Genomic DNA, 20,203 nt, shown 5'->3' on the forward strand with positions numbered 1-20,203 from the left:
CTTTACCTGTTCGGGTCATCAACATCAGTCGTGTATCATTCCTGGCTTATAGGGCATCTGACAAGAACTTTTTTGTGATCACGCCAGTCATTTCGTAAAAAGTGTAAATGAATGTACAGATTAGCTGCAACCTTACCCCGTAATTTCGTGGAGGGCCATGGTGCTGCGCTAATTTACATCATCAAGCGTAGGCAGTATTCTGTTACCGAAACTTGTGTTTCAACGACTCGGGGTGCCCCATCGCTGATGGGCTGAGAAATACCCGTACCACCTGATCTGGATAATGCCAGCGTAGGGAAGTCTGACACTGCTCGTGTCCCTTCTTCGCGCGGGCAGGAGCTGAACCATGCAGCCTGACCTGCACAGCCGCACACTCGCGGCTCACACCTTACACCAATTTAGAACGCTTTCCCCTCTCACACACTGCATGACCAACGAGGTCGTGCAAAGCTTTACGGCCAATACGCTGCTGGCGCTGGGCGCATCACCTGCAATGGTAATCGAGCCCGAGGAAGCCAGTCAGTTCGCGTCTATTGCCAGTGCATTACTGATTAACGTCGGCACCTTAACCCGGGAACGGGCTACGGCGATGCGCGCCGCAGTTGAGCGGGCACAACTTGCTAAAACCCCGTGGACGCTCGATCCCGTTGCCGTGGGGGCGCTGGAGTTTCGTCGTCGCTTCTGTCTGGATTTGTTGGCGCTACAGCCTGCAGCTATCCGCGGCAACGCTTCGGAAATACTGGCTCTGGCGGGTATGAACGGCGGGGGACGCGGCGTGGATACGACCGATACGGCAGCCGCTGCGCTTCCCGCAGCGCAGGCACTGGCTCGTCAGGTTGGGACCATTGTCGTGGTTACCGGCGAAATTGACTATGTCACCGATGGTCAGCGTACCGTCTGCGTGAACGGGGGTGACCCGTTGATGACGCGCGTGGTGGGCACCGGATGCGCGCTGTCGGCGGTCGTTGCGGCCAGTTGCGCCCTGCACGGTGACCGGCTTGCTAACGTCGCCTCCGCCTGTAGCTGGATGAAACAGGCCGGACAAATAGCCACTCAGCAATCAACCGGACCGGGCAGTTTTGTCCCGGCATTTATCGACGCCCTCTATAACCTCAACGCGCAGGAGCAACTATGAAACGGATTAACGCATTAACGATTGCCGGAACCGATCCAAGTGGTGGCGCAGGTATTCAGGCCGATTTAAAAACGTTCTCGGCGCTTGGCGCTTACGGCTGCTCGGTTATTACGGCGTTGGTGGCGCAAAATACGCGCGGGGTGCAGTCGGTGTATCGCATTGAACCTGACTTTGTCGCCGCACAACTGGATTCGGTGTTCAGTGATGTGCGTATCGACACCACTAAAATCGGTATGCTGGCGGAAACGGATATTGTTGAAGCGGTCGCCGAACGCTTGCGTCGCCATCGGGTGCAAAATGTCGTGCTGGATACAGTGATGCTGGCGAAAAGCGGCGATCCGTTGCTGTCTCCTTCGGCGATTGAAACGCTGCGTACCCATTTGCTGCCGCAGGTTTCGATTATCACCCCAAATTTACCCGAAGCTGCGGCGCTGCTCGGGGCTCCCCATGCGCAGACTGAGCAGGAGATGTTAGAACAGGGAAGGGCGCTGCGGGCGCTGGGCTGCGAGGCGGTGTTGATGAAAGGCGGTCATCTGGAGGATGCGCAAAGCCCCGACTGGCTCTTTACCCGTGATGGCGAGCAGCGTTTTACCGCGCCAAGGGTGATGACCAAAAATACCCACGGTACTGGCTGTACGCTATCGGCGGCGCTGGCGGCGCTGCGTCCGCGCCATGACAACTGGGCACAGACAGTGCAGGAAGCTAAGTTGTGGCTTTCAGCGGCATTGGCGCAGGCCGACACCCTGGAAGTCGGTGAGGGAATTGGTCCGGTGCATCATTTCCACGCGTGGTGGTAATGAGTATACTGGCTGCAGAAACGGCTGCAGGAAAAAGATAAATGGAACAAGCGCATACCCAGCTTATCGCGCAACTGAATGAACGTATTTCCGCGGCAGATAACACGCCGCTGTATATGAAATTTGCGCAAACGGTGAAAAACGCTGTGCGTAGCGGGATTCTGGAGCATGGAAACATCCTGCCCGGCGAGCGCGATCTCAGCCAGTTGACCGGCGTTTCGCGAATTACGGTTCGTAAGGCGATGCAGGCTTTGGAAGAAGAAGGCGTCGTGACGCGCGCCCGCGGTTACGGGACGCAAATCAATAACATCTTCGAGTATTCGCTAAAAGAAGCGCGTGGTTTTTCACAGCAGGTGGTGTTGCGCGGTAAAAAACCAGATACGCTGTGGGTTAACAAGCGGATTGTGCCTTGCCCGGAAGAGGTAGCGCAGCAGCTGGCTGTTGCCACGGGGAGTGACGTCTTCTTGCTCAAGCGCATTCGCTACGTAGATGAAGATGCGGTTTCTATTGAAGAGTCATGGGTTCCTGCCCATCTAATTCATGACGTGGATGCCATTGGCGTTTCACTGTATGACTATTTTCGCAGCCAGCATATTTTCCCGCAGCGCACTCGCTCACGTGTCAGTGCCCGAATGCCTGACGCAGAGTTCCAGGCGCACATTCAAATGGACAGCAAAGTGCCGGTGCTGGTGATCAAGCAGGTAGCGCTTGACCAGCAGCAACGGCCCATTGAATACAGCATCAGCTATTGTCGAAGCGATCTATACGTGTTTGTGTGCGAGGAGTAACGCCTCGCGCGTAGGGGCGCAATCGCCCCCGCGATGCCCTACCACCCAGGACGCCACGGCGTTTCCAAGCAGTACCGTGTCAGCCAGCGACCAGCCAGACGCCAGTCCCGCCAGCATGCCGCCAGCGTGGCTGTCACCAGCGCCAATGGTATCAACGACCGCTGTCGCAAATGCCGGTACGCAACCGGAAGTTTGGGTGCTGAAATACCACGCACCGTCTTTATCGTGGCGTACCACCACCGGTGTGGCAAAACGTTGCACCCATTGTGCGCCAAAACCTTCTATATCCTGGCTTAATGCAAACCGCTCGGCGGCAATTTCCGCCTCCTGCCGATTGAGCGATACCAGTGGACGGCAGGCCATAATTCTTGCCAGTAAGGGCTCGGGAATGTCGCCGATGCGTGGGCCAAAATCGATAAATGGCGTCACTTCCTCCAGCCCTTCCAGCCAATGCACCAGCAACTCACCACACGGAGAGGCTAACTGATAGCCCGAGAGATAAACCAGGCTGTGACGTGGGATCTCCAGCTGTGCCAGCCAGTCAGCGTTCCACTGATTTTCGACGCCACTAAAGGACATAAAGGTACGTTCGCCATCCGGCTCGACCAGAGCCAGGCACCAGCCGTTATCGCCTGCGGCGTTATCGATCAGGCTGTGCAGTCCCTCTTTTGCCATCCGGTTGCGGATAATATCGGCCCACACCCCCTGACCCAGCGGTAAAGCATTACTGGCGTCGATACCTAACCGCTTGAGTGCTACGGCAATATTGAGCGCACAGCCGCCAACGTTTACCACTTGCTGTTTGAGTTCAATGTCACATCCGCGCCAGGGAAGGGCATACGCATCGGCAATGACATCAATCACCGCCGCACCCACCACCGTAACGGGTCGCTGTGTGCGTAACTGCGGGAGAAGTTGTTGCAGACGCGTGGTGCTCATAGTGCCTCCCGCTGCTCGCGCAGTCGCATCAATCCACTGGCGTAGCGGATAAAGTCCAGCTGATTTACCGCATCGAGCTCATGTTTCAATGCCGGATTAATCGCACTTACGCCGTGGAGCGCGCCACAAATGGCGGTTGCCATCGCCCCGATGGTGTCGGTATCGCCCCCGAGGTTCGCACACAGAATGGCGCAGCGGTTAGGATCGGTCTGCGCCAGCTCAACCATAGCGATGGCGCAAGGCACGGATTCAATGGTGCTGGTTCCGGCCCCTACAACCTGATACAACTGCTCGCAGGCAGACTCAATGCCGTCAGCGTTACGGACAATTTTCAGCGCCAGTTCAAGGCGTGCAGAGAGCGATGCGCTAAAGGTAGTGATCCTTTTTTGCTGCGCATGCCGGGCAATGGCTGGCAGCGCGTCGACAATCTCTGACCATTTTCCGCCGTCGATAGCGCGTGATACCGCCCATGCGACCACCACTGCGCCAGCGATAGCCAAATCCGATTTATGCGTCGGGCTGGAGGCTAATGCCACATCATCGATAAAGGCATCGAGATCGCGCGCGGGGAGCAGACATCCCAGCGGTGAAACGCGCATTGCCGCTCCGTTGGTAACGCCGTTATTTTCCAGTTCGGCGACAGGTTTGCCGTCGCGAATGGCTTTTAGGGCAATTTTTGAGGTCGGGCCGAGCACGTTTTTATTAAAAGCATCAAAACGTTCGGCCCAGGCCAGAATATTGCGGCCAATAACGTCGGGTACAATCTCTCCGTCGCACTCAAGCAGGGCATCAGCCAGACACATCGCCATGGAGGTGTCATCAGTGAACTCCGCCTGGTTAAAATAGCAGGCGGCATTATTCTCCGCAGGGCCGGGTAAAAAACGGTCGATCCAACCGAAATGGGCTTTAACCCGGGTTCTTGGCCACAGTTCCGACGGCATACCCATCGCATCCCCTAACGCCTGCCCATAAAGAGCACCGAGAATACGTTCTGCTTTCATTTTACTTCCCCTTGTTTCAACGCTACATCGCGATCGTCCACCTTAATGGCGGTGATTTCTTTATCTGACTCGCGAAAGAAAATCATAAACATTACGGCAATGACGGCGATCATGACCGCGCCAAATCCCCACATGCCAGCCCAGTTAAAGGTAAGGCCATTCACCGGTTCCTGATAAGCAAACATTTTTTCCATCATCACGCCGCCCAGACGATAACCGAGCAGGCTACCGAATCCCTGACAGCAGAGGGTGATAAGCCCTTGCGCCGCGGTGCGCATATGTACGGGCGCTTTTTTATCGACATAAATGTAGGCTGTGACGTAGTAGAAGTCGTAACTGACGCCGTGCAGCAGAATGCCGAGAAACAGCAGAGCGTAAGTGAAATATTCTTCCGCGCCGCCGTAAACGAAAAATCCGTAGCGGATAGCTGCAGTAATAAGACCAAGCAGCAATACCTTTTTAATGCCAAAGCGTTTGGTGAAAAACGGTAGCGCTAGCATAAAGAAGATTTCAGAGAACTGGCCCAGCGTCATCCAGCCGGTGGCGTTTTTCATCCCGACTTCTGTCAGATAACCGTTGGCGAAGATGTAATAGAACGCCAGCGGCATCGCGAACAGAAAAGAGCAAAAGAAAAAGACGAGGAAGTTCTTATCCCGCAGCAGGATCAGCGCATCCAGACCCAGCATGACCTTGAAATCCATTTTGCCGGTACTTTTCGGCGGTGTATCCGGTAAAAAGAACGCAAAGACGCCCAACAGAGCCGAGCTTCCGGCAGTGATTAGCAGAGGAATATTGGTAGGGGAGATGTCACTATAGCCAAGCATTTGCGGTAAGAAACCGCAGGCCAAACCAGAGGCGATCCAGCCAATGGTCCCCATCACACGGATGCGCGGGAAATCACGCTCAACGTCACTGACGTTGGCAAAAGCGATACTGTTGGTCAGCGCAATCGTCGGCATATAGGTCAACGAATAGGCCAGTAACAGCGGGAAAAATCCGCTGAAGGTGGTTTGCTGGGCGGCGAAGTACATTAAAATAGCGCCGACGAACATCAGCACCGCCAGCACTTTTTGCGCGGAGAAAAAACGGTCAGTGACAGAACCGACCAGGATGGGCGACAGGATCGCAGCAATCGCGGTACAGGCGTAGGACCAGCCGATCTCCCCGGCGCTAAAGCCACTTTTACTCAGCCACAGCCACAGCGGTACAAACCAGGCGCCCCAGATAAACCACTCTACAAACATCATGAACGACAGCTTAACTGTAGTTTTCATCTTTAAATCCTTCATGACAGGTAAGGTACGCACTGATAGTACCATTCGATAATACCTTTAAAATACCTTTGAGGTCTAAATTTGACCGCCTTAACATTATTTGTTCCTGAATCGAGCCAGCAGAAGTTGCTGAAAAGTGCGCTAAAGATGGAAAAAAAACGCAGTCGGTACCAGGCTTATTGCTGCCCGCAACAAAGCGGGTCAGGACAATCCACATTCCGGTTTCAAATCGGAACTTACGGGAGCATAGCTATGACTGATATTGCGCAGTTGCTTGGCAAAGATGCCGACAACCTTTTACAGCATCGTTGTATGACCATTCCTTCTGACCAACTTTACCTGCCTGGACATGATTACGTCGATCGCGTGATGGTGGATAACAACCGTCCGCCAGCGGTGCTGCGTAATATGCAAACGCTGTATAACACGGGCCGACTGGCCGGGACAGGTTATCTGTCGATTCTACCGGTGGATCAGGGCGTGGAACACTCCGCGGGGGCATCGTTCGCGGCTAACCCGCTGTACTTTGATCCGAAGAATATTGTGGAACTGGCTATCGAAGCAGGGTGTAACTGCGTGGCATCGACCTATGGAGTGCTGGCTTCCGTCTCCCGTCGCTACGCGCACCGCATTCCGTTTCTTGTAAAAATTAACCACAACGAAACGCTGAGCTACCCCAATACGTTTGACCAGACGCTGTATGCCAGCGTAGAACAGGCATTCAATATGGGTGCGGTTGCGGTAGGGGCAACCATCTATTTCGGTTCAGAGGAGTCCCGTCGCCAGATTGAAGAGATTTCTGCGGCGTTCGAGCGTGCTCATGAACTGGGGATGGTCACCGTGCTATGGGCGTATCTGCGTAACTCCGCGTTTAAAAAAGATGGCGTGGATTACCATGTTTCCGCCGATCTCACCGGGCAGGCTAACCATCTGGCAGCCACTATCGGGGCGGATATCGTTAAGCAGAAAATGGCGGAAAATAACGGCGGGTATAAAGCAGTCAACTTTGGCTACACCGACGATCGCGTTTACAGCAAGCTGACCAGCGACAACCCAATCGATCTGGTGCGTTATCAACTGGCGAACTGCTATATGGGGCGCGCCGGATTAATTAACTCTGGCGGTGCGGCTGGCGGCGAAACCGATCTGAGCGATGCGGTACGTACGGCGGTGATTAACAAACGTGCTGGCGGCATGGGGCTGATTCTTGGACGAAAAGCATTCAAGAAAACCATGGCTGACGGCGTTAAGCTGATTAACGCCGTGCAGGATGTTTATCTGGACAGCAAAGTCACCATTGCCTGATTCCAGTTGGGGTGTCGTCGTGTTAACGCAGTAGCGGACAACCCGGCGGCAGTCTGCAACGTAGCGCTGCGGGCAGGATTTCAATATGAAATTCTTGTCCGCTAAGCGGTTCGCCATCGAGATTAAACGTAATTTCGTGCGGGGAGCGGATATCAAACCACGATGATGCGCCTTCGATGATGTTAGGGTTGTCTTCGGATTGCGTTAACGCCGAAAGCAGCCCTGGCAGCAGCTCTTCGCCGGTAAAAATACGCAGTTGCAGCAGACCATCGTTGATCAGCGCCGTCGGGCAAAGCTGTTGCCCACCACCGGCCTGACGACCATTACCGATACCAATGACCAGCGCCTTACCCTGCCAGTAAAAATCTTCCCCACGAATGTCGCAGATGTCGGGTTTGAGCGTATCCATGCGCATTAATCCGTGAATAAAGTACGATACGCCACCTAATGCGGCCTTGAGTTTTTCTGGCGTCTCGCTGGTGATGCGTGTGCCGAAGCCGCCGGTCGCCATATTGATAAAACAGGTTTTATCATTGACCTGAACCATATCGATATCAGTCGCATTTCCGGCGATAGCCAGTTTTAACGCCTTATCAAGGGCGTCGGGTATGCCTACGCTGGTTGCAAAATCATTCGCCGTTCCCAACGGTAAAATACCGAGCGCCGGGATATTGCCGCCCTGCGACTGGATCAGCGCCGTCGAGACTTCGTTAATTGTGCCGTCGCCGCCGCCGGCAATCACCGTTGCAACGCCTAACTGGCGAGCTTCATCAACGTAGCGTTGGGCGTCGCCTTTTTCCCAGGTAACGCGAACATGGATTTTCACGCCTTCATCGCGTAGCTCTGCAATGACATCACGCAGGGGGAGATTATCAGCACTTTTTCCGTTGAGGATCAGTAAACTGGCAGGGAACGCTATCATCCGTTTGCCTCACTTTTTTTCGTTTTAACAAGTGTACGCCAGGAATGGGTTTATGGCGTAAGAACTGACTGAAAGCGAAGGCGAAGAGATAAAAAAAGCCGCAGGATGCGGCTTTTCAGATTGGGTGGACGTTACTGTGGGAACCACTGATCGCTGATTTTTTGGTACGTGCCGTCAGCTTTGATTGCGGCCAGCGCGCTATTCAGTTTTTCCAGCAGGGCTTTGTTATCCGGGCGAACCGCAATGCCAAGACCAGTACCGAAGTATTGTGGGTCGGTCACTTTGTCAGTGGCTACACCTAACTGCGGGTTAGTTTTTAGCCACTCGTTAACCACGGCGGTATCGCCAAATACGCCATCAATACGACCATTTTTCAGGTCGATAATCGCATTCTGATAGCTGTCGTAGGCCACGGTCTTCACTTCAGGGTGTTTATCCTGCAGGTATTTCTGGTGCGTGGTACCGTTTTCCATGCCAATGCGTTTCCCTTTCAGGTCGGCAAAGGTTTTATAGGTGTCTTTTTTCGCAATCACCAGCGCGGAGTTTGCATAGTAAGGCTGAGTAAATGCCACCTGCTTGCTACGCTCAGGCGTGATGTCCATTCCGGAAATCACCGCATCATATTTTTTGAATTTCAGCGCGGGAATCAAGCTATCAAAAGCATGATTGGTGAAAGTACAGTCAGCCTGCATTTGTTTGCACAGTGCCGTTGCCAGGTCGATGTCAAAACCGACAATTTTATTGCTTGCATCCAGTGACTCAAATGGCGGGTAAGTCGCGGATACACCAAAACTAATTTTATCAGCAGCTGAGGCGCCAGCGGCGAAAGTAGCAAGTAATGCGGCCAGTACTAACTTTTTCATGGTGGAACTCCCGTCTGTCAATCTTATGATTATTTACCGTGTCTGCGGCATGAATTAACAATGCCATTTAATGAATTTATATGCAATAAAAATGATTAAATATTTTTAAAGATATAAAAAAAGACGGACAATTTAGGTTGTTGTCCGTCTTTTTTATTTTGGCTTTATGCATATTCACCGGAGAGTGTACAACGGAAGACGAATCGTAGCCTGATAAGCGTAGCGCCATCAGACACAAAAACCGATTTAATTCCGGTGTTCAAACGCCAGCGCTTTACGTTCGATCACGCGCATCATCAGCGTCAGCAAACCGTTGACGATCAGGTAAATCACACCCGCCGCGCCGAAAACCATGACGTCATAAGTGCGACCATACAGCAGCTGACTATAGCCCATGACTTCCATCAGCGTGATGGTGTATGCCAGTGAGGTACTTTTAAACACCAGCACCACTTCGTTGGAATACGAGGAGAGGGCGCGTTTAAAGGCGTACGGCAACAGAATCGCCAGCGTATCCTTCTTACTCATCCCCAACGCTCCACAGGACTGCCACTGGCCTTCCGGGATTGCGCGGATAGCACCGTAGAACAGTTGAGTGGTATAAGCCGCACTGTTTAACGATAGCGCAATTAAGGCGCACAGCCACGGTTCAGAGAGCAGGTGCCACAGTACCGGATACTCCTGTAGCGTCGGGAACTGCCCTGGCCCGTAGTAGATCAGGAAGATTTGCACCAGCAGCGGAGTACCGGTAAACAACGTGATATAGGCGCGAACCAACCAGACCACAATCGGCGTTTTTAGCGTCAGGATGACGGTGAAAACCAGCGCCAGCACCAGAGCAACCACGATGGAGGCGACCGTCAGCGTCAGGCTGGTATGCAGCCCTTTTAACAATTCAGGTAAATACTCAAGCATTAGCCTGGTCTCCGCTCAAATCGTGTCGCGCGCAGGTCAATGCGTTTGAGAATGTACTGACTCACCAGCGTAATCACCAGGTAAATAGCCGCCGCCACAATGTACCAGGTAAACGGCTCCTGAGTACGGGTGGCAATGCTCTTGGTTTGCAGCATCAGATCGTTCACGCTGATAAGGCTGACCAGCGCGGTATCTTTCAGCAATACCAGCCACTGGTTACCCAGTCCCGGCAGAGCGTGACGCCACATCTGCGGCATCACCAGGCGAAAGAAGATCGCGGCTTTAGACAAACCCAACGCCTGACCTGATTCCCATTGTCCGAGTGGTACGGCCTTCAGCGCGCCACGCAGCGTTTGCGACGCGTAAGCCGCATACAGCAATGACAGCGCAATTACACCGCACAGGAACGGGCTGACGTCGAAGTTTTCGATCTGCATCTGAACCGGGATTTGTACAACCCCGAGATTGATCGTAAAGCCATCGGCCAGCGTCAGCAGCAGCTGTGAAGAGCCGAAATAGATGAACAGAACCACCAGAATTTCCGGCAGACCACGCAGGATGGTGACCAGAGCTGAACCCGTCCATGCCACCGGACGCCATTTTACTGACTCCCAGACGGCAAAAAACATGGCGAGCGCGAGGCCAATAATCAGCGCACAAACGGCAAGGCCGACGGTCATCCCGGCGGCGCTTGCTAAAGGAAAAAATTCATTCATCAAGTATTACTTCTGGAACCATTTGTTGTAGATGGTCTCGTAAGTCCCATCTTTCTTCACTTTTTCCAGCGCAGCGTTAAATTTCTGCTGCAGCTCGGTATTGCCCTGGCGCACAGCGATGCCCAGACCCGTACCGAAGTAATCTTTATCCGTCACTTTGTCGCCAACTGCGGCCAGCTTTGGATTGTCTTTCAGCCATTCGGTCACCACTGCGGTATCACCAAATACGCCGTCAATACGACCATTTTGCAGATCGAGTTTGGCATTCTGGTAGCTGTCATACGGTACGGTGGTCACTTCCGGATGTTTATCCATGATGAATTTCTGGTGCGTAGTACCGTTTTGTACACCGACTTTTTTGCCTTTCAGCTGGTCAATGCTGGTGTATTTACCCTGTTGGCCAACAAACAGGGCAGAGTTGTCGTAATACGGGGTGGTGAACAGAACCTGTTTTTCACGCTCTGGCGTGATGTCCATACCGGCCATCACCGCGTCAAAACGACGGAATTTCAGGCTCGGGATCAGGCTGTCGAAGGCCTGATTGGTGAAGGTACAGGTCGCGTCAATCTCTTTACACAGCGCATTCGCCAGATCAACGTCAAACCCTACGATTTTGTTATTCGCATCAATAGATTCAAACGGAGGATAAGACGCTTCGGTGGCGAAACGAATGGTTTGGGCTGCGGTAGCGGAAAGGCTAAAACCTGCGATTAGCGCGGCAATCAGAACTTTTTTCATTGTATTGTCCCGAATCTTAGTGAGAGAGATAGTTTTTAAACGCTTCGGTTTGCGGGTTGGCAAAGCAGCTCGCATCCCCAAACTCGACGATATGACCGTTTTCCATATACACCACACGGCTGGCCGTTTTACGTGCAACTTCCACTTCGTGGGTGACGATCACCTGAGTAATGTTGGTTTCCGCCAGTTCACGAATGATGCTGACGATTTGGGCAGTAATTTCCGGATCAAGCGCTGCGGTAGGTTCATCAAACAGCAGCACCTGCGGCTCCATCATCAACGCGCGGGCAATGGCCACACGCTGTTGCTGGCCGCCGGAGAGATGCAGTGGGTAGCGATCGCTGTACGGCTTCAGGCGCAGACGTTCCAGCAATTTTTCGGCACGCGCCAGCGCTTGATCTTTTGTCAGACCCAGTACGCGGCAGGGCGCTTCAATCAGATTCTGCACAACCGTGAGATGCGGCCAAAGGTTGTATTGCTGGAAGACCATGCCCACGTTCTGACGCAGCTCCCGAATGGCTTTGTCTGACGGGGTCTTCGTGAAGTCGAAACGGTTACCCGCAATAGAGAGCGTGCCCGAGCGCGGCATCTCAAGCAGGTTGAGTACGCGCAGCAGCGAGCTTTTCCCGGCTCCACTTGGGCCAAGTAACACCAGTGTTTCACCCTGAGGGCAATCCAGCGTGATATCGAACAGCGCCTGATGTGCGCCGTAGAAGCAGTTAATGCCGTTTAATTGAATACTCATTGACACTCGATACTGGCAGTCTGATAGCTATTGAAGCCGCAGATACTACCTTTGACAGAATAGTTATGCAATATTTATGCGTTAAAAGTTAAATGCAAACCGCATTCTTATCTAAACATAGCACAAAATAGCGGGGCCACCAGTGGGCAAGAATAATTGTCGGCATTCTATGCAGAATGCCAGACAATTTATGGGGGTTATGATTCAGGCAGGTGAATGGGGCGGTTAGCGGTTTTCGACAGACTGGCGCAGCGTCCCGGCTGGCGCGTGTACGCTGCCGCCCAGATAGCGGACATCGTCAACTACCCAGCACTGGCCTTCGCGGATCATCAGCACTTCATCACGCCAGCTTTGGTCACCCTGTTTAAGCTCTACGCGCAGCGGAATGTTGCGTGCATCACTATTCGGAATGGTCGATGCGCTGGCGACGCTGGCACTGTCCGGTAACGTAGCGCGACTAGAGAACGGATCGCTGTTAAACAGATCGCGATGCGCGTTATCACGGCTGGCATCGTTCAGCAGTTTCGCCAGGTTGTCGCTGAGGTACGGACGAAGGGGGGTAATGTCATTGTTTCGGTGCTGAATACGGTAATCATAGAATTGTTGAGCCACGCTGTCTGGCCCGCCTTCTACGCATGAGCCGCTACGCGTGCCGTTATCTTTGTAGGCCGGCGTTACGGTAGTACAGGCGCTGAGAAGTAGTGCACATGGAACCAGCAGAGAGAGTTTCGAGTAGCGCATAATGATTTCCTTATTAGCTTTCTACTATTAGTGTTCTACGTTGATTTACATGTCATACTTCAAGTTGCTTGTGCGTTGGCTACGTGCGTTCACCCCAGTCACATAGTTATCTATGCTCCTGGGGATTCACTCTCTTGCCGCCTTCCTGCAACTCGAATTATTTTGTGTAAAGAATATATCCTTTCAATGATAGTGGATCGGTTCGATAATGCTTTTGAGATCGTGCTCTTAGCGCAAAAAGGAGATTAACCATGCAGTTTTCGACTACCCCTACGCTGGAAGGGCAGAGCATCGTGGAATACTGCGGTGTTGTGACTGGCGAAGCCATTTTAGGCGCGAATATCTTCCGCGATTTCTTCGCCGGCATTCGCGATATCGTCGGCGGTCGCTCCGGCGCGTATGAAAAAGAGCTGCGTAAAGCGCGTGAAATTGCTTTTCAGGAGCTTGGTGAACAGGCAAAAGCGCTCGGTGCTGATGCGGTAGTCGGTATCGATATCGATTACGAAACCGTGGGCAAAGACGGTAGCATGCTGATGGTGAGCGTCAGCGGCACTGCGGTGAAAACTCGCCGATGAAGCGTCTGCTGTATCTGCTGGCATTAACGCTGCTGCTGGTAGGATGTGCTGGCGAAAAAGGGATTGTCGACAAAGACGGCTATCAGTTAGATACCCGTCGTCAGGCGCAGGCTGCTTACCCGCGCATTAAAGTGCTGGTTATCCATTACACAGCCGATGATTTCGACTCTTCTCTGGCTACGCTGACCGATAAAAACGTCAGCTCGCACTATCTGATCCCGGCAGTGCCGCCGCTCTACCACGGCAAACCGCGTATCTGGCAACTGGTGCCGGAAAAAGATCTGGCCTGGCATGCGGGGATTAGCTTTTGGCGCGGCGCTACGCGAATTAACGATACCTCGATCGGCATTGAGCTGGAAAACCGTGGCTGGCAAAAATCGGCGGGCAGCAAGTATTTTGCGCCGTTTGAACCCACGCAAATTCAGGCGTTAATCCCCTTGGCGAAAGATATTATTGCCCGTTATGACATAAAACCACAGAACGTGGTGGCCCATGCGGATGTCGCACCGCAGCGCAAGGACGATCCAGGTCCGCTGTTTCCATGGGAAGAACTGGCTGCGCAAGGAATTGGCGCGTGGCCGGATGCTCAGCGGGTGGCGTTTTATCTTGCCGGGCGAGCGCCCGATACACCGGTAGAAACCTCATCATTGCTCGATCTGCTGTCGCGCTATGGTTATGAGGTAAAACCTGAAATGACGCCGCGTGAACAGCGGCGGGTGATTATGGCCTTCCAGATGCACTTCCGCCCGACCTTGTGGAACGGCGTGGCGGATGCAGAAACTCAGGCGATTGCCGAAGCGTTACTGGAGAAATACGGGCAGGGTTAACGCGGCAGCTTGCCGTGGTCACGCAGCCAGGCCGCGGTACGCTCAATCCCTTCATCCAGCGTCACAACGGGCTGATAACCTAATTCTTCCTGAGCGCGAGTGGTATCCAGCGTAAAGTCAAAATTCAGCTTCGAGACGCCGTAATGCGTAAGCTTTGGCTCTTTCGCCGATTTATTGCCTAACCGCTCCATGCTGCGGGCAATCATGTCCAGCATCGGGTAGGGTACGGAGCGGATACGACAATCAATATTTAGCTCGTCGATGAGTTTCTGCACAATACTGCGCAGGGTGCGATGCTCGCCGTTGGTAATGTTGTACGCGCGACCCGACGGCAGATTATCGCAGGCTTGCTGACTTGCCAGCCACATCGCGTGCACCGCATTCTCGTAGTAGGTCATATCCACCAGCGCACTTCCGCCGTGCGGCAACAGGATGCTGCCGTAGTGGTACATCATATGGGCCAGGCGCGGGATAAAAACTTTATCGTGTGGTCCGAACAAGCTTTGCGGACGCAATACCGTAAAACGGGTCTGCGGGTTGGCCTGTGTCAGCAACGCAATCACATCTTCGCCAGCCGCTTTACTGCGGGCGAATTCATTGGCAAAGCGTTGGGGGCGGAAGTCCTCTTTGATATCGCGATGGTGGTGATAATCAAAATAGAGCGACGGTGATGAGATATGAATGAAGTTACGAACGCCCCAGGCCACGGCCCACTCGCCCAGACGGCGGGTTGCGCGAACGTTGGCCAGATCGAAGGCTTCCTGAGTTCCCCATGGTGAGGTAAAACTGGAGCAGTGCCACAGCGTATCGATACCGGCGAGCATCACTTTTGCCTGCGAAGAGACCAGCTCGGTCAAATCGGCATGCACAAACTCTGCGCCCATTTTCTCCAGCAGCTTGCCCATCGCTTCGTTGCGACCGGTAGCTCTGACGCTGACGCCTTTGCTGCATAAAAACTCAACCGCGTTTCGGCCTAAGCCGCTGGTGGCTCCGGTAACCAGTACCTTCATATCAATCCACTGTGTTTAAAAAACGTCGTGCGCATTCTTCCGTGAATTTCGTCTGTATGCAATGGGAAACATGAAAGAATACAGGCTCTTTTTATCATGAGTCTGTGATTTGTTCTGCAAGTTTAGCAATACGCTTCGCCATCCCTCTGAAAATGAACAGATGCGCCGGGATCATCAGCAGCCAATAGAAGAGGCCTGGCATGCCGTGCGGATGCCACCAGGCGCGGACATCAATGCGTCGGTGGTCGCCTTTATCTTCCAGCGTGAAGCTCAGTCGACCCAATCCTGGCGCTTTCATCCCAAACAGCAGCGTCAGCTGTTTTTCTGGCTCAACGATGATAACTTTCCAGCTATCAACGGTATCGCCAACCTGCAACAGAGAGTGTTGCGGTCTGCCTTTCGCCAGCTTATGGCCGACCAGCAGGTCCAACGCCGCGCGCGTTTTCCATAAAATATTGCCAAAGAAATAGCCTTCTTTGCCGCCGAGGCGATTCACCACCTGCCACAGCGCCTGCCGACTGGCGGAGGTTTCAACGCTAAAGCCAGCTTGTTTAGCGAAATAGCCATATTCGGGGCGCCAGCGGGCAAATGCCTGCGCGTCGTAACCCCAGTCGCTGGAATTGACCAGCCTCTCTTCTTCTTTCAACGTGCTGCGCACCGCGTCATCAAAGGCAATCAGCTTTTGCGGGATCAGCGTGCGTAATTCGGTGTCATCGGCCAGCAGGTCGTGTTTTAACCCCTGTATCAGCGCTTTTGCCGTGGTCGGCGGCACTGACGTTATGACGTTCAAAAACCAGACCGAAATCCAGCGGGTAGGAAAGGGGACAGGGATGAGCAGGCGATGTTTACCGCTGACCGCCATAAAATGCTCGAACTGCTCCTGATAGCTCAATACCTGCGGCCCGGCGGCTTCGAGTACGCGGTGTTGGCGTGTAGGATGATCCAACAACGCCACCAGGTAGTACATTAAATTCTCCAGCGCGATAGGCGTGGTACGCGAGCGCACCCAGCGCGGAGGGGTGAGTACCGGCAGGTTGTAGACCATGTCGCGCATCACTTCAAAGGCGGCAGAACCTGCCCCTACGATAATACCAGCGCGCAATTCGGTCATCGGCACGCCTGATTCACGCAGGGTGTCCGCGGTTATCTGTCGCGCACGCAGATGATCGGATTGTTCATGGCGGGGAGCCTGTAATGAGCTCAGGAAAATAAGCTGTTTGACTGGCGTATCACGTAGCGCATCGCGCACGTTCATTGCTACCTGGCGCTCATGGGCGATAAAATCACCGCCTTCTCCCATGCCATGGACCAGGTAATAGACCGTATCAACGCCGGTCAGCAGCGGCGTTAGGTTATCTGGCCAATTCAAATCGACCTTATGGCAGCTGACGTTGGCCAACTGCTGCTTTTCCAGCCGCTCGATGCGGCGTGCCGCAGCCAGCACCTGATGCCCTTGCTGACTGAGCGCCTGTACCAGATGCTGACCAATGTAGCCACTGGCGCCAAGAACCAAAATCCGTTGCGGCACGCCCATCTCCTTAGCGGGTTAAAAAAGCGCGCCAGTGGGCGACGACTTCAGCAAGCTGTTCACGCGATACGTCCAGATGCATCACCAGACGCACAATCGGCGAGGCGTTAATCAGCACGCCTTGCGCTTTCATGTACTCGCCCAGTGCCGCAGCGTGTTCTTCGCCAACGCGGACAAACAGCATGTTGGTGTCGTGGCGCATGACGTCCGCTCCTGCTTCGCGCAGTTGTTCCGCCATCCAGGCGGCGTTGTCATGGTCTTCTTGTAAGCGCGACACGTTATTTTTCAGCGCATACAGTCCGGCCGCCGCCAGAATACCGGCCTGACGCATTCCGCCGCCGGTCATTTTACGCCAGCGAATGGCGCGCTTGATGTACTCGTGGCTGCCGACCAGCAGTGAGCCTACCGGCGTTCCTAAACCTTTGGAAAGACAAATGGTGAACGAATCGCAGTATTGCGTGACATCTTTTAACTCACAGCCATAGGCGACGATGGCGTTAAAAATACGCGCGCCGTCGACATGCAGCGCAAGATTGCGCTCACGGGTGAATTCCCAGGCCTCTTTCAGATACTCGCGTGGTAGCACTTTGCCGTTGTGGGTGTTTTCCAGACTGAGCAAACGCGTGCGGGCAAAATGGATATCGTCCGCTTTGATTTTTGCCGCCACTTTGTCCAGCGGCAAAGAGCCATCCGGCATGGCGTCGATAGGTTGCGGTTGAATGCTGCCGAGTACCGCTGCGCCACCCGCTTCGTAGAGATAGTTATGCGCGCCCTGACCGGCGATATACTCTTCGCCGCGCTGACAATGGCTGAGGAGAGCCACCAGGTTCGCCTGAGTGCCTGTGGGTAAGAAAATTGCGGCTTCTTTGCCAGAAAGCTCGGCTGCGTATTGCTGGAGGGCATTAACGGTAGGGTCATCACCGTAGACGTCGTCCCCGACCGGGGCGGCCATCATCTCTTCGAGCATGGCGCGACTTGGTCGGGTAACGGTATCACTGCGTAAATCAATCACGGGCATTCCTTTTTAAGTGAGGTAATGCCCTCTGTTTTACCTGAGCCAGTTAGTTTTCGCCAGTTCGATCACTTCATCACCGCGCCCGCTGATGATTGCGCGCAGCATATACAGGCTAAAACCTTTAGCTTGTTCGAGTTTGATCTGCGGCGGGATCGCCAGTTCTTCTTTCGCGACGACCACATCGACCAGCACCGGACCGTCAATCGACATCGCCCTTTGCAGCGCTTCATCAACCTCTGAGGATTTCTCCACGCGAATGCCCGTGATGCCGCAAGCCTCGGCAATCCGTGCGAAATTTGTATCGTGCAGTTCGGTGCCGTCGGTCAGATAACCGCCAGCTTTCATCTCCATCGCCACAAACCCCAACACGCTGTTGTTGAAGACAATAATCTTCACCGGCAGCTTCATTTGCACAACCGACAGAAAGTCGCCCATCAGCATGCTAAAACCGCCGTCACCGCACATTGCGACAACCTGACGTCCCGGTTCGGTCGCTTGCGCGCCGAGCGCCTGGGGCATGGCATTGGCCATCGACCCGTGGTTAAACGAACCGATCAGACGGCGTTTACCGTTCATTTTCAGATAACGTGCCGCCCACACCGTTGGCGTGCCAACGTCGCAGGTGAAGATGGCGTCGTCAGCGGCAAAATGGCTGATCTGCTGCGCCAGATACTGCGGATGAATGGCTTTATCGCTGGGTTTGGCTAAATCATCCAGCCCTTTACGCGCCTCACGATAGTGTTCCAGCGCTTTATCCAGGAACTGCCGATCGGTTTTTTCTTCCACCAGCGGCAGCAGGGTGCGGAGTGTGGATTTAATATCGCCTACCAGCGCCATATCAACTTTACTGTGCGCGCCAATGCTCGCCGGATTGATATCAATCTGAATAATCTTGGCGTCGGTGGGGTAGAACGGGCGATAGGGGAACTGGGTACCGAGCAGGATCAGCGTGTCGGCATTCATCATGGTATGGAAGCCGGATGAAAAGCCGATCAGCCCGGTCATGCCCACGTCGTAAGGGTTGTCGTACTCCACATGCTCTTTACCACGCAGGGCGTGCACAATCGGCGCTTTTATTTTAGCAGCAAACTCAACCAGTTCTTTATGCGCACCGGCGCAGCCGCTGCCGCACATCAGGGCGATATTGCTGGAGTAGCGTAGCAGTTGCGCTAGTTTTCTGAGCTCTTCTTCTTCCGGAGTGACCACCGGGAGCGGCGCATGATACCAGTGAGTGCTGGCGCTTTCAGGTGCTGGCTTCAACGCAACGTCGCCGGGTAATACCACCACGGAGACGCCGCGGTTGAGCACTGCTTTACGCATGGCAATTGCCAGCACCTGTGGGATCTGTTCAGGGCTGGAAACCAGCTCGCAATAGTGGCTACATTCGCGAAACAACTCTTGCGGGTGGGTCTCCTGAAAATAACCGCTGCCTATCTCACTGGATGGAATGTGTGCGGCAATTGCCAGTACCGGGACGTGGTTGCGGTGGCAATCAAACAGGCCGTTAATCAGGTGCAGGTTGCCTGGTCCACACGAGCCAGCGCAGACGGCCAGTTCTCCCGTCAACTGCGCTTCAGCTCCCGCGGCGAAGGCCGCAACCTCTTCATGACGGGTTGGCATCCAGTCAATCGTTCCCATACGATTCAGACTGTCACTAAGGCCATTTAGCGAGTCACCCGTCACACCCCAAATGCGTTTAACGCCAGCTTGTTCGAGTGTTTTAGCAATAAAAGCGGCAACCGTTTGTTTCATGGTTTTCCTTCTCCTTTAATGTGATACCGGTTACAAGTTTAGATGAAGATAATAGTTATGCTTATCATTACCTCTTATTTCCGGCAGTTTTCATTAAGCCTGTATTAAGCGTAGTTTGTTATTGGATATGGTTAAACAAGGAATAAATTCAAATGGTTATAAAACTATTAAATACAGTTAACCGGGTACTGACTCATGAAGATTTTGGCAAGTTTTTGTTACGTATTGCCGTGGGGGGATTAATGCTGTTTCATGGGCTGCATAAACTGTTCGCGGGGATTGATGGCATCAGTGGCATGCTGATAGCGAAAGGTTTCCCTGGCTTTATTGCGTATGGCGTTCTGCTGGGAGAGGTTGTGGCACCGTGCCTGATTATTCTTGGGATCCTGACGCGTCCGGCGGCGTTGGGGCTGGCGTTTACGATGGTGGTGGCATGGCTGATGGTCGGGATGGGTGAAACCTGGTCACTGGATAAAACCGGCGCATGGGCAATTGAAAGTCTGGTGTATTTCTTCATCGGCGCTCTGGCCGTGGCATTTTTGGGCGCGGGGCGTTTCTCCGTTGCCGGAAACTCGGCCTGGCGATAGTTTGCCATCCGAGAATCAAGACAGAGGCGG

21 protein-coding genes and 1 riboswitch are annotated in these 20,203 nt (G+C 53.6%); of the genes, 7 read left to right on the forward strand and 14 right to left on the reverse strand.

Going from position 1 to position 20,203, the window contains the following annotated elements:
• Positions 1-218: 218 nt before the first annotated feature.
• A riboswitch (TPP riboswitch) is annotated at positions 219-315 on the forward strand.
• A 31-nt stretch (positions 316-346) separates the two neighbouring features.
• Genes thiM through HV345_RS08820 form a run of 3 tightly spaced genes read left to right on the forward strand, consistent with a single transcriptional unit; the run spans position 347 to position 2,720 of the window.
• The gene (thiM, locus tag HV345_RS08810; protein WP_181636506.1) at positions 347-1,135 is read left to right on the forward strand and encodes a hydroxyethylthiazole kinase; all 789 of its coding nucleotides are present in this window, start codon (positions 347-349) and stop codon (positions 1,133-1,135) included.
• Complete coding sequence (gene thiD, locus HV345_RS08815; RefSeq protein WP_049041098.1) at positions 1,132-1,932, forward strand: bifunctional hydroxymethylpyrimidine kinase/phosphomethylpyrimidine kinase; 801 nt, start codon at positions 1,132-1,134, stop codon at positions 1,930-1,932. The genes thiM and thiD overlap by 4 nt, the downstream gene beginning before the upstream one ends.
• 41 nt (positions 1,933-1,973) lie before the next feature.
• On the forward strand, positions 1,974-2,720 hold the full coding sequence (locus tag HV345_RS08820) for a GntR family transcriptional regulator (RefSeq protein ID WP_016153677.1): 747 nt from the start codon (positions 1,974-1,976) through the stop codon (positions 2,718-2,720).
• Here HV345_RS08820 and HV345_RS08825 read toward each other — a convergent pair.
• Genes HV345_RS08825 through HV345_RS08835 form a run of 3 tightly spaced genes read right to left on the reverse strand, consistent with a single transcriptional unit; the run spans position 2,694 to position 5,934 of the window.
• Entirely contained in the window at positions 2,694-3,659 is a 966-nt protein-coding gene (locus HV345_RS08825) for a PfkB family carbohydrate kinase (protein WP_181636507.1), read from the reverse strand. The two genes, HV345_RS08820 and HV345_RS08825, sit on opposite strands and share 27 nt — an antisense overlap.
• Positions 3,656-4,660 carry an ADP-ribosylglycohydrolase family protein gene (locus HV345_RS08830; RefSeq protein ID WP_181636508.1) on the reverse strand — a complete coding sequence of 335 codons (1,005 nt, stop codon included), beginning with the start codon at positions 4,658-4,660 and terminating at the stop codon, positions 3,656-3,658. Before HV345_RS08830 ends, HV345_RS08825 begins: the two co-directional genes overlap by 4 nt.
• Positions 4,657-5,934 carry a nucleoside permease gene (locus HV345_RS08835; protein ID WP_016153674.1) on the reverse strand — a complete coding sequence of 426 codons (1,278 nt, stop codon included), beginning with the start codon at positions 5,932-5,934 and terminating at the stop codon, positions 4,657-4,659. Before HV345_RS08835 ends, HV345_RS08830 begins: the two co-directional genes overlap by 4 nt.
• Before the next feature lie 252 nt (positions 5,935-6,186).
• Between HV345_RS08835 and fbaB the strand changes: the two genes are divergently transcribed.
• On the forward strand, positions 6,187-7,239 hold the full coding sequence (gene fbaB, locus HV345_RS08840) for a class I fructose-bisphosphate aldolase (RefSeq protein WP_016153672.1): 1,053 nt from the start codon (positions 6,187-6,189) through the stop codon (positions 7,237-7,239).
• Positions 7,240-7,261: 22 nt separating this feature from the next.
• On the opposite strand, the gene yegS is transcribed toward fbaB, so the two are convergent.
• From yegS to HV345_RS08875, 7 genes are all read right to left on the reverse strand, one after another.
• Positions 7,262-8,161, reverse strand: a complete 900-nt coding sequence (gene yegS / locus HV345_RS08845; RefSeq protein WP_181636509.1) for a lipid kinase YegS — start codon at positions 8,159-8,161, stop codon at positions 7,262-7,264.
• A 131-nt stretch (positions 8,162-8,292) separates the two neighbouring features.
• Entirely contained in the window at positions 8,293-9,024 is a 732-nt protein-coding gene (gene artJ, locus HV345_RS08850) for an arginine ABC transporter substrate-binding protein ArtJ (protein WP_016153670.1), read from the reverse strand.
• Positions 9,025-9,270: 246 nt separating this feature from the next.
• Complete coding sequence (artM, locus tag HV345_RS08855; RefSeq protein WP_181636510.1) at positions 9,271-9,939, reverse strand: arginine ABC transporter permease ArtM; 669 nt, start codon at positions 9,937-9,939, stop codon at positions 9,271-9,273.
• Complete coding sequence (gene artQ, locus HV345_RS08860) at positions 9,939-10,655, reverse strand: arginine ABC transporter permease ArtQ (protein ID WP_046275435.1); 717 nt, start codon at positions 10,653-10,655, stop codon at positions 9,939-9,941. Before artQ ends, artM begins: the two co-directional genes overlap by 1 nt.
• A gap of 6 nt (positions 10,656-10,661) precedes the next feature.
• Positions 10,662-11,393, reverse strand: a complete 732-nt coding sequence (gene artI / locus HV345_RS08865) for an arginine ABC transporter substrate-binding protein ArtI (RefSeq protein ID WP_003027298.1) — start codon at positions 11,391-11,393, stop codon at positions 10,662-10,664.
• A 16-nt stretch (positions 11,394-11,409) separates the two neighbouring features.
• Positions 11,410-12,138, reverse strand: a complete 729-nt coding sequence (artP, locus tag HV345_RS08870; protein ID WP_016156950.1) for an arginine ABC transporter ATP-binding protein ArtP — start codon at positions 12,136-12,138, stop codon at positions 11,410-11,412.
• A 225-nt stretch (positions 12,139-12,363) separates the two neighbouring features.
• Positions 12,364-12,879: a lipoprotein gene (locus HV345_RS08875; protein ID WP_016153666.1), complete on the reverse strand. Its 516-nt coding sequence runs from the start codon at positions 12,877-12,879 to the stop codon at positions 12,364-12,366.
• A gap of 251 nt (positions 12,880-13,130) precedes the next feature.
• Between HV345_RS08875 and HV345_RS08880 the strand changes: the two genes are divergently transcribed.
• Both HV345_RS08880 and HV345_RS08885 read left to right on the forward strand, forming a co-directional pair.
• On the forward strand, positions 13,131-13,454 hold the full coding sequence (locus HV345_RS08880; protein WP_001160725.1) for a heavy metal-binding domain-containing protein: 324 nt from the start codon (positions 13,131-13,133) through the stop codon (positions 13,452-13,454).
• Complete coding sequence (locus HV345_RS08885; RefSeq protein ID WP_181636511.1) at positions 13,451-14,281, forward strand: N-acetylmuramoyl-L-alanine amidase; 831 nt, start codon at positions 13,451-13,453, stop codon at positions 14,279-14,281. The genes HV345_RS08880 and HV345_RS08885 overlap by 4 nt, the downstream gene beginning before the upstream one ends.
• Here the strand turns inward: HV345_RS08885 and HV345_RS08890 are convergent.
• The 4 genes from HV345_RS08890 to poxB form a co-directional block, all read right to left on the reverse strand.
• Entirely contained in the window at positions 14,278-15,291 is a 1,014-nt protein-coding gene (locus tag HV345_RS08890) for an NAD(P)-dependent oxidoreductase (protein WP_016153664.1), read from the reverse strand. The two genes, HV345_RS08885 and HV345_RS08890, sit on opposite strands and share 4 nt — an antisense overlap.
• A 94-nt stretch (positions 15,292-15,385) precedes the next feature.
• Complete coding sequence (locus HV345_RS08895; RefSeq protein WP_181636512.1) at positions 15,386-16,819, reverse strand: SDR family oxidoreductase; 1,434 nt, start codon at positions 16,817-16,819, stop codon at positions 15,386-15,388.
• A gap of 10 nt (positions 16,820-16,829) precedes the next feature.
• Positions 16,830-17,831, reverse strand: a complete 1,002-nt coding sequence (gene ltaE / locus HV345_RS08900; protein ID WP_137352637.1) for a low-specificity L-threonine aldolase — start codon at positions 17,829-17,831, stop codon at positions 16,830-16,832.
• A 36-nt stretch (positions 17,832-17,867) separates the two neighbouring features.
• Complete coding sequence (gene poxB, locus HV345_RS08905; RefSeq protein WP_016156946.1) at positions 17,868-19,586, reverse strand: ubiquinone-dependent pyruvate dehydrogenase; 1,719 nt, start codon at positions 19,584-19,586, stop codon at positions 17,868-17,870.
• Positions 19,587-19,738: 152 nt separating this feature from the next.
• Between poxB and HV345_RS08910 the strand changes: the two genes are divergently transcribed.
• Positions 19,739-20,173, forward strand: a complete 435-nt coding sequence (locus HV345_RS08910; RefSeq protein ID WP_016156945.1) for a DoxX family protein — start codon at positions 19,739-19,741, stop codon at positions 20,171-20,173.
• Positions 20,174-20,203 lie beyond the last annotated feature (30 nt).

Origin of the sequence: Citrobacter sp. RHBSTW-00986 (genome assembly GCF_013783065.1) — a bacterium.
Lineage (GTDB): Bacteria > Pseudomonadota > Gammaproteobacteria > Enterobacterales > Enterobacteriaceae > Citrobacter > Citrobacter braakii.